General features: G+C 39.1%; 18 protein-coding genes and 1 pseudogene. 13 read left to right on the top strand and 6 right to left on the bottom strand.

What is annotated here, in order from left to right; all coding sequences use genetic code 11:
- Positions 1-241 precede the first annotated feature (241 nt).
- The 5 genes from sodA to K4Z77_RS02290 all read left to right on the top strand — a co-directional run bounded on the left by sodA (position 242) and on the right by K4Z77_RS02290 (position 4,665).
- Complete coding sequence (gene sodA, locus K4Z77_RS02310) at positions 242-847, top strand: superoxide dismutase SodA (protein WP_000974733.1); 606 nt, start codon at positions 242-244, stop codon at positions 845-847.
- 156 nt (positions 848-1,003) lie between these two features.
- Positions 1,004-1,534 (top strand): YutD-like domain-containing protein, encoded by a 531-nt coding sequence (locus K4Z77_RS02305; RefSeq protein ID WP_049534524.1) that lies wholly within the window; start codon positions 1,004-1,006, stop codon positions 1,532-1,534.
- Between the two features lie 20 nt (positions 1,535-1,554).
- Complete coding sequence (rlmN, locus tag K4Z77_RS02300) at positions 1,555-2,640, top strand: dual-specificity RNA methyltransferase RlmN (protein WP_000804760.1); 1,086 nt, start codon at positions 1,555-1,557, stop codon at positions 2,638-2,640.
- A complete protein-coding gene (locus K4Z77_RS02295) occupies positions 2,640-3,122 on the top strand; it encodes a VanZ family protein (protein ID WP_224218306.1) in 483 nt (160 codons plus the stop codon). Before rlmN ends, K4Z77_RS02295 begins: the two co-directional genes overlap by 1 nt.
- Position 3,123: 1 nt before the next feature.
- Entirely contained in the window at positions 3,124-4,665 is a 1,542-nt protein-coding gene (locus tag K4Z77_RS02290; RefSeq protein WP_125411230.1) for an ABC-F family ATP-binding cassette domain-containing protein, read from the top strand.
- 140 nt (positions 4,666-4,805) lie between these two features.
- Here the strand turns inward: K4Z77_RS02290 and K4Z77_RS02285 are convergent, their stop codons facing one another.
- The 4 genes from K4Z77_RS02285 to K4Z77_RS02270 all read right to left on the bottom strand — a co-directional run bounded on the left by K4Z77_RS02285 (position 4,806) and on the right by K4Z77_RS02270 (position 6,971).
- On the bottom strand, positions 4,806-5,630 hold the full coding sequence (locus K4Z77_RS02285; RefSeq protein WP_224218305.1) for a peptidylprolyl isomerase: 825 nt from the start codon (positions 5,628-5,630) through the stop codon (positions 4,806-4,808).
- Positions 5,631-5,738: 108 nt separating this feature from the next.
- Positions 5,739-5,948 (bottom strand): hypothetical protein, encoded by a 210-nt coding sequence (locus K4Z77_RS02280; protein ID WP_224218304.1) that lies wholly within the window; start codon positions 5,946-5,948, stop codon positions 5,739-5,741.
- Positions 5,949-6,147: 199 nt separating this feature from the next.
- Positions 6,148-6,372 carry a helix-turn-helix transcriptional regulator gene (locus tag K4Z77_RS02275; protein ID WP_224218303.1) on the bottom strand — a complete coding sequence of 75 codons (225 nt, stop codon included), beginning with the start codon at positions 6,370-6,372 and terminating at the stop codon, positions 6,148-6,150.
- Positions 6,373-6,374: 2 nt separating this feature from the next.
- Complete coding sequence (locus K4Z77_RS02270) at positions 6,375-6,971, bottom strand: hypothetical protein (protein ID WP_224218302.1); 597 nt, start codon at positions 6,969-6,971, stop codon at positions 6,375-6,377.
- 696 nt (positions 6,972-7,667) lie between these two features.
- Between K4Z77_RS02270 and rpsP the strand changes: the two genes are divergently transcribed.
- The 7 genes and pseudogenes from rpsP to K4Z77_RS02235 all read left to right on the top strand — a co-directional run bounded on the left by rpsP (position 7,668) and on the right by K4Z77_RS02235 (position 12,198).
- Positions 7,668-7,940: a 30S ribosomal protein S16 gene (gene rpsP, locus K4Z77_RS02265; RefSeq protein WP_000268760.1), complete on the top strand. Its 273-nt coding sequence runs from the start codon at positions 7,668-7,670 to the stop codon at positions 7,938-7,940.
- Between the two features lie 19 nt (positions 7,941-7,959).
- On the top strand, positions 7,960-8,199 hold the full coding sequence (gene kphA / locus K4Z77_RS02260) for an RNA-binding protein KphA (protein WP_000379617.1): 240 nt from the start codon (positions 7,960-7,962) through the stop codon (positions 8,197-8,199).
- A gap of 437 nt (positions 8,200-8,636) precedes the next feature.
- A complete protein-coding gene (locus K4Z77_RS02255; RefSeq protein WP_224218301.1) occupies positions 8,637-9,539 on the top strand; it encodes a DMT family transporter in 903 nt (300 codons plus the stop codon).
- 149 nt (positions 9,540-9,688) lie between these two features.
- A pseudogene (locus K4Z77_RS02250) lies at positions 9,689-10,544 on the top strand (alpha/beta fold hydrolase).
- 76 nt (positions 10,545-10,620) lie between these two features.
- Entirely contained in the window at positions 10,621-11,139 is a 519-nt protein-coding gene (rimM, locus tag K4Z77_RS02245; protein ID WP_049534540.1) for a ribosome maturation factor RimM, read from the top strand.
- Entirely contained in the window at positions 11,129-11,848 is a 720-nt protein-coding gene (gene trmD, locus K4Z77_RS02240; RefSeq protein WP_224218300.1) for a tRNA (guanosine(37)-N1)-methyltransferase TrmD, read from the top strand. The genes rimM and trmD overlap by 11 nt, the downstream gene beginning before the upstream one ends.
- Before the next feature lie 11 nt (positions 11,849-11,859).
- Positions 11,860-12,198: an ATP cone domain-containing protein gene (locus K4Z77_RS02235; RefSeq protein WP_001196038.1), complete on the top strand. Its 339-nt coding sequence runs from the start codon at positions 11,860-11,862 to the stop codon at positions 12,196-12,198.
- Between the two features lie 30 nt (positions 12,199-12,228).
- On the opposite strand, the gene K4Z77_RS02230 is transcribed toward K4Z77_RS02235, so the two are convergent.
- Positions 12,229-12,549: a hypothetical protein gene (locus tag K4Z77_RS02230; protein WP_224218299.1), complete on the bottom strand. Its 321-nt coding sequence runs from the start codon at positions 12,547-12,549 to the stop codon at positions 12,229-12,231.
- Positions 12,550-12,647: 98 nt separating this feature from the next.
- On the opposite strand from K4Z77_RS02230, the gene K4Z77_RS02225 reads away from it, so the two are divergent.
- Positions 12,648-12,863, top strand: a complete 216-nt coding sequence (locus K4Z77_RS02225; RefSeq protein WP_000807422.1) for a YdbC family protein — start codon at positions 12,648-12,650, stop codon at positions 12,861-12,863.
- A 53-nt stretch (positions 12,864-12,916) separates the two neighbouring features.
- Here the strand turns inward: K4Z77_RS02225 and K4Z77_RS02220 are convergent, their stop codons facing one another.
- Positions 12,917-13,453 (bottom strand): biotin transporter BioY, encoded by a 537-nt coding sequence (locus tag K4Z77_RS02220; RefSeq protein WP_224218298.1) that lies wholly within the window; start codon positions 13,451-13,453, stop codon positions 12,917-12,919.
- Positions 13,454-13,455 lie beyond the last annotated feature (2 nt).

Genomic DNA, 13,455 nt, shown 5'->3' with positions numbered 1-13,455 from the left:
CAAAGAGCAAATTAGGAAACTAGCCGCAGGTTGTTCAAAACACTGTTTTGAGGTTGTGGATAGAACTGACGAAGTCAATTACATATACCTACGGCAAGGAGAAGTTGACGAGGTTTGAAGAGATTTTCGAAGAGTATTATTAGAAAGTATTCAGTGATTTCTTCATCTATAAGCAAAAAACTTGAAAAAAGTGAATGTTTGCGTTATCATTTTCATATAGAAAGAAAAAGAGGTATTACAGATGGCTATTATCTTACCAGATCTTCCATATGCATACGACGCATTGGAACCATACATCGATGCGGAAACAATGCACTTGCACCATGACAAACACCATCAAACTTATGTCAACAATGCTAATGCAGCTCTTGAAAAACACCCTGAAATCGGTGAAGATCTTGAAGCCTTGCTTGCTGATGTAGAATCTATCCCAGCTGATATCCGTCAAGCGCTTATTAACAATGGTGGTGGACATTTGAACCACGCTCTTTTCTGGGAATTGATGACTCCTGAGAAAACAGCTCCTTCAGCAGAACTTGCAGCAGCAATCGATGCAACATTTGGTTCATTTGAAGAATTCCAAGCAGCCTTCACTGCAGCAGCAACAACTCGTTTCGGTTCAGGATGGGCATGGTTGGTTGTCAACAAAGAAGGTAAACTTGAAGTGACTTCAACAGCAAACCAAGACACACCAATCTCAGAAGGTAAAAAACCGATCTTGGGCTTGGACGTTTGGGAACATGCTTACTACGTGAAATATCGCAACGTGCGTCCTGACTACATCAAAGCTTTCTTCTCAGTGATCAACTGGAACAAAGTAGATGAATTGTACGCAGCAGCTAAATAATGATAGTTGGAGGGAAGAATTGTTCTTCTCTTTTTTAGGTTATATGATTCTGGTCTGACAAAATCGTCAGACTTTTTTCATTTTTATGAGAAACGTGCTAACTGCTAGAAATTATGGTAGAATAAAGTATTAAGTAATCGTGAAAAAAGGATATCTATGCGAAAAGAAATTGCACCTGAATTATACAACTATAACAAGTTTCCTGGTCCTGAGTTTCATTTACACGGGGACAAGGTCGAAACGGAAGGGATAGCTTTTTCCTTGGTGGAAAATATCAAGGATGCCTTCGATGTGACGGCTTTTAATCAGCGTTTTTCAGAAGTCTTAACCAAGTTTGATTATATAGTGGGAGACTGGAGCAACGAACAGCTTCGCCTACGAGGTTTTTATAAGGATGATCGAACAGAAGAAAAACTTGAAAAAATCAGTCGTTTACAAGACTACCTTTTAGAGTATTGTAGTTATGGTTGTGCCTATTTTGTCTTAGAAAATGAAGCCCCTAAGCGAGCATCATTTGACAAGAAAATGCGTAAGAAGGAAGAAGAACCGTCTTCTAGAAAAGGAAAGAAACCGACTCAAACCAAACGAAAACCGAATGCAGATAAGAAAAATAGACGTCGTCAGAAAGACCAGCATTCTCAGAAAGAGGACAAGGGACAACGTCATTTTGTCATTCGTCAGAAGTGAATAGAGAATAAGGAGAAGAAATGAAACCGTCAATTTATAGTTTAACACGTCAAACCATGCAGGAATGGGTTTTGGAGCAAGGAGAAAAGAAATTCCGTGCAGATCAAATCTGGGAATGGCTTTACCGTAAACGTGTCCAGTCATTTGAAGAGATGACCAACCTTTCCAAGGATTTGATTGCTAAGCTTAATGACCAGTTTGTGGTCAATCCCTTGAAACAACGTATCGTTCAAGAGTCTGCTGATGGGACAGTTAAATATCTTTTTGAATTGCCAGATGGAATGCTGATTGAGACAGTACTCATGCGTCAACATTACGGTTTATCTGTCTGTGTGACCACTCAGGTCGGCTGTAATATCGGTTGTACCTTCTGTGCCTCTGGTTTGATTAAGAAACAACGTGACCTCAATAACGGTGAAATCGTAGCGCAAATCATGCTGGTTCAGAAATACTTTGATGAGCGTGGTCAGGACGAACGCGTCAGCCATATTGTTGTCATGGGAATTGGTGAGCCCTTTGATAACTACAATAATGTCTTGAATTTTGTTCGTACTATCAATGATGATAAAGGAATGGCCATCGGTGCTCGTCACATCACGGTTTCAACCTCAGGTTTGGCCCATAAAATTCGTGACTTTGCTAATGAAGGGGTTCAGGTCAATCTTGCCGTTTCCCTTCACGCACCTAACAATGAATTGCGCTCAAGCATCATGAAGATTAACCGTGCCTTTCCGATTGAGAAACTCTTTGCTGCTATTGAGTACTATATTGAGACAACCAACCGTCGTGTGACCTTTGAATACATCATGCTCAATGAAGTCAATGACGGTGTAGAACAAGCCTTGGAATTGGCTGAATTGCTCAAGAACATCAAGAAATTGTCTTATGTCAACTTGATTCCTTATAACCCGGTTAGTGAGCATGACCAATATAGCCGTAGTCCTAAAGAGCGCGTCCTGGCCTTCTATGATACGCTTAAGAAAAAAGGGGTCAACTGTGTCGTTCGTCAAGAGCATGGTACTGATATTGATGCAGCTTGTGGACAATTGCGTTCTAATACAATGAAACGTGACCGCCAGAAAGCAGTCGCAGCAGTCAATCCTTAATGATGAAGAAAACTTATAATCCTGTTTTAGTTTGGGGAGTCATTTTCTATAGCATTTGTATTGTCTATTTTTGCTTTACTCCTCAAGGACATTCTCCCGTAGGAGTGGAAACTCCAGGTATTCAGCATCTTGGACGCCTGGTTTTTCTTTTGACTCCTTTCAATTCTTTTTGGAAACTGGGCGAAGTGAGTGATGTAGGACAATTATCTTGGATTTTTTTACAAAATATCCTCAATGTCTTCTTGCTTTTTCCTTTGGTATTCCAACTCCTTTATCTCCTTCCAAACTTGCGGAAAACAAAAAAAGTGCTACTTTTTAGTTTTCTAGTGAGTCTTGGAATTGAGTATACGCAATTAATCTTGGACTTTTTCTTTGATTTTAATCGCGTCTTTGAGATTGATGATTTGTGGACCAATACCTTGGGTGGCTATCTGGCTTGGTTCCTCTATAAACAATTACATAAAAATAAGATAAGGAATTAAAATGAGTATTTTAGAAGTTAAAAATTTGAGTCACGGTTTTGGTGACCGTACAATTTTTGAAGATGTGTCCTTCCGTCTTCTCAAAGGAGAACATATCGGTCTGGTCGGTGCCAATGGTGAAGGAAAATCGACCTTTATGAGTATTGTGACTGGTAAGATGTTGCCAGACGAAGGAAAGGTTGAGTGGTCAAAATATGTGACTGCTGGTTATTTGGACCAGCACTCTGTTCTTGCTGAAGGCCAATCTGTTCGTGATGTTCTCCGTACAGCCTTTGATGAGCTATTCAAAGCTGAAGCCCGTATCAATGACCTTTATATGGAAATGGCTGAAGACGGAGCGGATGTTGATGCTCTCATGGAAGAAGTGGGCGAACTCCAAGATCGTTTGGAGAGTCGTGATTTCTATACCTTGGATGCTAAGATTGATGAAGTAGCGCGTGCCCTTGGTGTCATGGACTTTGGCATGGATACGGATGTAACCTCTTTGTCAGGTGGGCAAAGAACCAAGGTACTTTTGGCTAAACTCCTCCTTGAAAAGCCCGATATCTTGCTTTTGGACGAGCCGACCAACTATTTGGATGCTGAGCATATTGACTGGCTCAAGCGCTATCTCCAAAACTATGAGAATGCCTTTGTCCTTATTTCACACGATATTCCCTTCCTGAACGATGTGATTAATATTGTCTACCATGTGGAAAATCAACAGCTGACGCGTTATTCTGGTGACTACTACCAGTTCCAAGAAGTCTATGCTATGAAGAAATCTCAGTTAGAGGCAGCCTACGAACGCCAGCAAAAAGAAATTGCCGACCTCAAGGACTTTGTCGCTCGTAATAAAGCTCGTGTTGCAACACGAAACATGGCCATGTCCCGTCAGAAAAAATTGGATAAGATGGATATTATCGAACTGCAAAGTGAGAAACCAAAACCATCCTTTGATTTCAAACCGGCTCGTACGCCAGGGCGCTTTATTTTCCAAGCCAAGGATTTGCAAATTGGTTATGATCGTCCTCTGACAAAGCCTTTAAATCTTACCTTTGAACGCAATCAAAAGGTTGCTATTATCGGAGCAAATGGTATCGGGAAAACAACTCTCTTGAAGAGTCTTTTGGGAATTATACCGCCAATCGCTGGGGAAGTGGAACGCGGTGACTACCTAGAACTCGGTTACTTTGAACAGGAAGTAGAAGGCGGTAATCGCCAAACACCACTAGAGGCTGTTTGGAATGCCTTTCCTGCACTGAACCAAGCAGAAGTTCGTGCAGCCCTTGCCCGTTGTGGTTTGACAACCAAGCATATCGAAAGCCAAATTCAGGTCTTGTCAGGTGGGGAACAAGCCAAGGTTCGTTTCTGTCTCTTGATGAATCGTGAAAACAATGTTTTAGTGCTGGACGAGCCGACCAACCACTTGGATGTGGATGCCAAGGATGAACTCAAACGTGCTCTCAAAGAATATAAGGGATCTATCCTTATGGTCTGTCACGAACCAGACTTCTATGAAGGCTGGATGGACCAAATCTGGGATTTTAATAATCTAACTTAAAAATGAGGATAAAAGAAATACAGTACCGAATGTGGGTACTGTATTTTTTAGGTTTTTAAGATTTAATACTCTTCGAAAATCAAATTCAAACCGCGTCAACGTCGCCTTGCCGTACTCAAGTACAGCCTGCGGCTAGTTTCCTAGTTTGCTCTTTGATTTTCATTGAGTTTAAAATCGTAGTCTTTCACCACTTCGATGCTATCGATAGTAATAGCAGTAGTTGGCTTGTCTTTTTCATCTTTTTCGGCTTTGGCAATCTTATCTACAACATCTATACCGTCAATCACTTGGCCAAAGACTGGGTGTTTGCCATCTAGACTAGGGTTTCCACCTTCTTTGTAGGCTTCAATGATTTTCTTTGGATACTTGCTTGTAGGGAGTTTAGCAGAGGTATCTGTAGAGTTTTGGTTGATGAAGAACTGGCTACCATTGGTGTTTGGTTGACCAGTATTAGCCATAGAAAGAGCGCCACGGATGTTATAGAGATAAGGAGTAATCTCGTTCTTGAAACCAGTTCCCTTGTCTTTAGTCTTATCCTTGTCATGCCAGATAGACTGACCACCTGTACCGTCCCCTTTTGGATCTCCAGTTTGAACCATGAAGCCATCGATGACACGGTGGAAGGTAATGCCGTTATAGTAGCCTTCTTTGGCATGAGTGAGGAAGTTTTCAACCGCTAGAGGAGCGAGTTTAGGGAAGAGTTTGATACGGATATCTCCTTGACTTGTATGGAGAATCACTTCAGCCTCGTCTTCAGCAACTTCTTTAGATAGTTGTGGGAAATTGGCGTTTTCGTTTGTTAAAGCATCGTTTAACTCCTTAGCAGATTGGGCAGCTGCTTTGGAATTTTCTTCAGCAGCAAGACTGGAATCAACATAGTCATCACCACGTAGACTGCGTTGGATGCTGCTACACCCAGCTAGGGCTACAGTGGACAGTAAAAGAAGGGTTGCTAGTTTTTTCATTCTATTCCTCTCAAAAATTCATTTCTACCATTGTACCCTAAAAGGAAGTGGATTTCAAATATTAGTGACAAGACAGTTTAAGAGGAAGCCAACCAGAAAGTCGCTTGCTTAGAGATTTTTCTTTGGATGACGGTCGATAATTTTCTGGTACTGTTCCAGTATCTGCTCTCCCTTTGGAGTTAATTTGTAGCCACGAATTGAAAAGTGATATGCTAATTCTTCTTCTGAAAAGTTGTCATGAGGGTCTGGGTCCAAATATGTAGCCTTCATCTTAGACAGTCCTGTAATTCCCTTGCTTTTCAGAATATTCTTTTTCATAGTAGCATTTAGATGGTTAAGTGAGTCAAATGCGGTTTCGATAGTAGCATATCCTTTTTCAACAAGCGTATCTAAATGTTTTGGGATATCAATGCCATAAAAATTACTATATTTAAAAAGAGCACATTTTCAAAGGATTTTTTCTTTTGGCTTCAATTCCTAATTAATCAATGAACTTAATACTAGGTCTCGAAAAGAATTATGCTTCCTCTTTCTGTCTGAGTTCAAAGAGGTCTTCTACTGTCAGATTAAAAACTTGAGCAATTTTAAGAGCCATTTCTAGCGAAGGATTGTAACGGTTATTTTCCAAGTGCAGAATTGTCTCGCGTCGCATGCCGATGAGGTCGGCTAACTCCTGCTGGGTCATGCCTATGGACTCACGAACAGATTTGAGATTAGTAATAATTTTGCTTTCTTTGGCCATGCTTATCCTCTACGTTCCAAGATAAAATAGACAACCGCAAAGATGCAAATCAAGGCAGCTATGCTAATAAATATCTGTACCATGTAAAGAGTGAGAGACCCCATATACCCAATGATAACTGCTAGGATCATCAGTGCGCCTAGTATAAAAACAAACATCAAGCTAGCTGCCTTTGCTAAATTAGCATAAAAGCGTTCGTCCGGAGTTTCCTTGACATTTTTTAAAGAGAAAAAACCAAATGCAATCACTTCAATAACGAGGCCCATTCCCAAAATCCATTCTTTAATACCAGAACTTTCGCTTGGGGTCGCAACCCAAATTCCTACTGTATAAAAAATGCTTGCTGCAAACAAAAGTATCGTGTAAAGCTTAGCAGACAAGTCAAAAATAATCTTTCCCTTACCTTTCTGACTTTTATGAGACCATAGTTTCATATGTAGCCAGCTCCAAATAGCTACAATTTGACCTTGCACTGAAATACCAGTAATAACTAACTTGGGTCCCCAACTAAGATTAGAACCAAATAAAACAATAAAATCAATAAAGAGAGCTACGGCAATCATTGCAATGAGGCCACGCATTTTTTGACTTTTTTTCATGATAGACTCCTTTTTTGTCTTATAAATATATCACACTTAAATTTTATGTTATAAATATATCACATTTGAATTTGGAAAGCAAGAATTTATGTGCCAAGATGGCAGTTATTTGAAAAAATTTTTTAATAAAAGCCCTTGATAGTCAAATAATTAAAGAATTCTTTGAAGAAATGCATAGGATTTGGTTTGGATAGTTTCGTTAATAATATTTGATGATAAAGAATTTTTGGAAAATCTAGATACTGTATGAATCTCTACTTTTTTCTTAAACTGTTATAAAGTCTGTCAGAATAAGCTTTGTAGGTGTAGAAGTTAATTTTTACAGAACTAAATTATTCCCCTATTTAGAATCTATTAATTCATATTTTATAAATTAATTAGTAGATATCATTCTTAAAATCCTTGATATTTCGCTTGGGAACAGGCTTGGGATTTAGAAGCCAAGTATCCAAATCTCGTTCAGGCGATATGAAGGTCTTGACTTGGTGTTCTTTATAAAATGTTTCTAAAATAGTATTTATGACATTCTCTTTCTGATTTTTCTTTAAAAATATAACAAATTTCTAAATGGTTTAAAAATTTTATAGCCTGTCAAGTTTTTTTCTTGACACCTGTCATAAATCTGCTATAATAGAACATGTGCTAAATAGCTCAGCTATTTCACCGAAATAAAAAATAAGAAAAGAGACTTTAAAAATGGCAGTTAAAATCCGTTTGACTCGTATGGGTTCTAAGAAAAAACCTTTCTACCGTATCAACGTAGCAGATTCACGTTCACCACGTGACGGACGTTTCATCGAAACAGTTGGAACTTACAACCCACTTGTTGCTGAAAACCAAGTAACTTTGAAAGAAGACCGCGTTCTTGCATGGTTGGCTGATGGAGCTCAACCTTCAGATACAGTACGTAACATCCTTTCAAAAGAAGGCGTATTGAAAAAATTCCACGATTCTAAATTCTCAAAATAAGTTTAAAGTAGGTTGACAGATGGATACGATTGAAAATCTCATTATTGCGATTGTGAAACCCTTGATTTCACAACCAGATGCCTTAACTATCAAGATTGAAGATACGCCAGAATTTTTGGAATATCATTTGGATCTTGATCAAAGCGATGTGGGTCGTGTAATCGGTCGTAAGGGTCGCACTATTTCTGCGATAAGAACGATTGTCTACTCTGTCCCAACTGAAGACAAAAAAGTAAGAATCGTTATTGACGAAAAATAAGAAGGGCGGGACGGATGTCTCGCTTTTTTGTGTGGAGAAGTTTAAAATAGCATCTATCAAGTAACAGCATAATCGGGATTTGGAAGGATTTTTGAAGGGGGACCTCTAAGACGATAAGAAATCAATTTTTTACTAATAAAGAAGGTATTAGTAAATATAAGAAAGAGAAAGCAAGAAAAATGGTAGATTATGCTATCAAAGTAAGGAATCTCCAAGAGGTATACAATCTAGAACTTGTGAGACAAGAACGAGAAAAGCAGATTAGACTTGCTGAATCCTTTTTAGGCAATGAAAAAGATAAACGGTGATAGTAGGCATAAAATACTAATCCTAGAAATAGCGTCTAGCATTTTACTATGCTACAATAGAAAGACAGTCTCAAAGAATTCTAGTTTATCAATCTTAAGAATAGCTATTTTTAAAAGGAGTAACAGTCTATGAAAGAGAAAACAAAAGCTTACCTAGCAGTCTTATCCTTTTCAGCAATCATTGGATTTTCTTTTTTATTTACTAAGATTGCTTTAGGCTATGCCAGTCCTCTCACAAACTTAGCGCATCGCTATACAATCGCAGCTTTAGTAATGGTTGTTCTTTATCAAACCAAACTTATTAAAGTGAGTTTAAGTAGAAAAGATATTCTTTCTATTCTTCCTATGAGTTTTTTCTATCCTCTTCTCTTTTTTATTTTTCAATCCTTTGCTTTACAGTATATTTCGTCTTCTGAAGCTGGAATTTTACAGGCTCTTGTCCCGATTTTTACTCTCCTTTTAGCATCGGCCTTTCTCAAGGAAAAGACAAGCTTGCTTCAAAAGTTCTTTTTATTTTTATCCGTAGCAGGAGTAGTTTTCATCTTCCTTAGTAAAGGAGCTAACTTTGGTACTGAGACTGCTAGCTTTGGTTTTCTCTTGATGTTGGGATCTGTTCTCGCCAATGCACTAAACAATATCCTTAGCAAGTCTAAAGGAGGACGCTATCGGGCTATGGATATGACAGCTGTTGTGATATTTGTTGGCTTCGTCGCCTTTAATACGCTGAGTCTGACCTCGCACTATCTAGAGGGGAACATATTAGCTTACTTTGTACCGCTCGGACAGCTGCCCTATCTGCTTTCAATTCTCTATTTGGGAATTTTAGCCTCTATCGTTACTGGTAGTCTCTCTATCTATGCTATTGTTCGACTTGGAGCATCAACCGTCAGTGTCTTTGGTAATCTTGGAACAGTTTTAACTATTCTAGCCGGAGCTCTTATCCTCCACGAACCAATTTATAGCTACCATGTGATAGGAGCCACTATGATTATTGCTGGAATTTTAGGCATGAATCTGATGAGAAAAAAGTAAAGATTGCTTAGCAGTCTTTTTCTTTATCTAAATGATACAGAAAATTCAAAAATTTTAATGTAATTAAGTTTAGAAAATGATGATTTTAATATGGCATGATAAAATAGATAAAAAGAATAATACTAGGATAAAGAAGAGAGAGTTTAGAAATGAAGCAAAATGATATAGCTGAAGCTATTGCTTTTTATAACAGAAAACCTGAGACTTTGGTACGTCACATTATACCAGTCGTAGATTGTGATTTAGTTGTTTATCATCGTCCTGGAAACACAAATAAAGGCCACATTATTTTTTATCATGGAGCTTGTGGCCGTAGTCAGATGTGGGCTCACCAGTATGATGCTTTTGAAGGATTTGACCTCTACTTTGTCAATGTTAGAGGACAGGGTGAATCACCTATGAAAGTTGGTTTACCTGACTTGGAAGGCGCTGTTCAAGATGTAGATGCTATTTTGTCCTATTTCCAGCTAGATAAGGTGATATTGGTTGGTCATTCTTGGGGAGGAAATCCACTTCAAGAGTATACCTATCGCCATCCAGAAAGAGTCCTAGCCTTGGTTATGGTGGATAGTTGGGGACAGCATCGTTACCTATCAGATAAAGAGAGAAATCGCATAAAATATAGTTCCCTTATGTATAAAACGATTCCTTGGAAGATGATTGCAGATAAGAACTCAAAAATGTGTACAGATAATCCTATCACAAGAGAATTAGTCAAGACGGCCATTATAGAAACTGGGCGAGATGTTTTTGAACCTTGGAATCACAGGTTTTTGGGCTGTCCATGAGATAGAAGGTTATCAAGGAAATCCTCCCATGCTTTTAGTAAGAGGAGAAAATGATTTTCCCAAACACCTAAAAATGATCTACGATGGTATCATTGCCTTAAATCCCAATGCGCGTCAAGTAACGATTTAAGATAGCAAACACCAACCGATGAATGACCATCCTAAAGAGTTTAATCAACTTATTGGTGAATTTTTTGAAGAAGTAGTAGGCCCATAAGATAGGATCTATCCAACTTGAGAAAATCCTTGGAACGTGATAAAATAAAAGATAGAAACAGACTACAGGAGACAAGATGAATTACTTTAATGTTGGGAAAATTGTCAATACGCAGGGGTTACAGGGTGAGATGCGGGTCTTATCTGTGACGGATTTTGCAGAAGAACGGTTTAAAAAAGGGGCTGAGCTGGCCTTGTTTGATGAAAGAGATCAGTTTGTTCAAACAGTGACCATCGCTAGTCACCGTAAGCAGAAGAACTTTGACATTATTAAATTCAAAGATATGTACCATATCAATGCTATCGAAAAGTACAAGGGATACAGTCTCAAGGTCGCTGAGGAAGATTTGAATGACCTAGATGATGGTGAATTCTACTATCATGAGATTATCGGTTTAGAAGTCTATGAGGGAGATAACTTGGTTGGAACCATCAAGGAAATCCTGCAACCAGGTGCCAACGATGTCTGGGTGGTCAAGCGAAAAGGTAAACGTGACTTGCTCTTGCCTTATATCCCACCAGTGGTTCTCAATGTTGATATTCCAAATAACCGTGTCGATGTGGAAATCTTAGAAGGGTTAGACGATGAAGATTGATATTTTAACCCTCTTTCCAGAGATGTTTTCTCCACTGGAGCACTCAATCGTTGGAAAGGCTCGAGAAAAAGGTCTCTTGGATATCCAGTATCATAATTTTCGAGAAAATGCTGAAAAGGCCCGCCATGTAGACGATGAGCCCTACGGAGGCGGTCAGGGGATGTTGCTCCGAGCTCAACCCATTTTCGATGCCTTTGATGCTATTGAAAAGAAAAATCCGCGCGTTATTCTCCTCGATCCAGCTGGAAAGCAGTTTGATCAGGCCTATGCTGAGGATTTGGCCAAAGAAGAGGAACTGATCTTTATCTGTGGTCACTATGAGGGCTATGATGAGCGTATCAAGACCTTGGTAACCGATGAAATTTCCTTGGGAGACTATGTCCTGACTGGTGGGGAATTGGCGGCCATGACCATGATTGATGCGACGGTTCGCCTGATTCCAGAAGTGATTGGCAAAGAGTCTAGCCACCAAGATGATAGTTTTTCTTCAGGCCTTCTCGAATACCCTCAGTATACACGTCCCTATGATTACCGAGGCATGGTTGTCCCAGATGTACTGATGAGTGGACACCATGAAAAGATTCGTCAGTGGCGCCTGTATGAGAGTTTAAAGAAAACCTACGAGCGCAGACCAGATTTGTTAGAAAATTATCAACTGACAGCAGAAGAAGAAAAAATGCTGGCAAAAATTAAAGAAAACAAAGAATAAAGGAGAAACCTATGCAAGTAATCAAACGTGATGGAGAAATTGCTGAATTTAATCCAGATAAGATTTACCAAGCCATCTTAAAGGCAGCTCAGACTGTCTATGTATTGACAGATGATTTGCGTCAAAACCTTGCACAAGTCACTAAGAAAGTGGTTTTGGATTTGGAAGAAGCCAAGGTGGAACGTGCTACCATCAGCATGATTCAGTCTTTGGTTGAGCATCGTTTATTGGGTGCAGGTTACATTACCATTGCAGAACACTATATTTCCTATCGTCTACAACGTGACTTGGAAAGAAGTGGTTATGGAGATCACATCGCGGTTCATTTACATTTTGAACAAATTCGCTAAGAAAAAAGAGTGGGATGAAGCAACTACATCTCACTCTTTCTTAAATATATTTTTTTGGGCTGTTTGGACAGTTGACGGGACAAATCGTAGGCGTTGAATATCGCTTATGCGGATAATACGAGTCACATTTTTAGCAAAATTTTTCACGATAATTTGCTGGCGCTGTTGATCGTATTTGATGATGTCACCTGTAAAACTTGTCTCAGACAAGATAAGGTGAACAGCGGTTTGTTTCTGGATAGCCTCTTCAATAGTGGCTGTAAGGGAGTTGTTTTCAGTCTGGTCTGGTTGGTCATGTCCATTTAAAAAGTCATGTATTTTATCTAGAACTTGCTGGAATTTATGTCTCATAGTGGCCTCCCTTCTTTTATATCAATATTATATAAAATTTTCGTAAAATCTACAAGATTTTACGAATAATCAAATGAAAGCTAAAAAAGGAGAAGAAAATGGCAGAATTTACATTTGAAATTGAAGAGCACTTGTTGACTCTTTCTGAAAACGAAAAAGGTTGGACCAAGGAAATCAACCGTGTGAGCTTTAATGGTGCTCCTGCAAAGTTTGATATTCGTGCTTGGAGTCCAGATCATACTAAAATGGGCAAAGGGATTACTCTCTCCAATGAAGAATTTCAAACGATGGTGGATGCCTTTAAAGGCAACTAAGTTTTCAAAATAAAAGAAAAGGATACTGAGTCATGACAACTCGATATCCTTTTTTAGTTAGCAAAGTAAGCCTGATTTTTAAGGCGCTGAAGTAGTGGACGGCTAATAAAACTAATAGCCAGAAGTTTACCAAGGTCTGGAATGATAAAGGGAATGACCCCCACAACAAGAGCTTTTTCAAATGCCATTCCAGCAAGAAAATGTAAGCTGAGAATCCCACCGACAAAAACAAGGGCATCACCCAAGAGGTTGGCAAGAAAAATCTTGACAACACCACTCTTGCTGTTAGTTAGGGAAGAAGTAAGTCCAGAGTATACAAGATAAAACCAAAGATAGCCTGCAGTAGGACCAACCAACGCCTGCAATCCGGCTCCACCTCCTGCAAAAACAGGAAGACCGATAGCACCTAGAAGAAGATAGAGTCCAACAGAAAGTACAGCCTCTCTCGGTCTAAAGACAGTAGCAATCAAGCCGATTGCAAAGTTTTGCAGAGTGAAGGGAACAGGTCCAATTGGAAGACTGATTTGTGCCAAAACAGCAATGAGAGCAGCCCCAATAGCAGGGATAGCATAAACGTGAGCTTTTTTCAAAA

Source organism: Streptococcus mitis subsp. hohhotensis, assembly GCF_020089495.2.
GTDB classification, from domain to species: domain Bacteria; phylum Bacillota; class Bacilli; order Lactobacillales; family Streptococcaceae; genus Streptococcus; species Streptococcus hohhotensis.
Note: the sequence above shows the minus strand (reverse complement) of the source record. Positions and strands in the feature narration are given on the sequence as shown.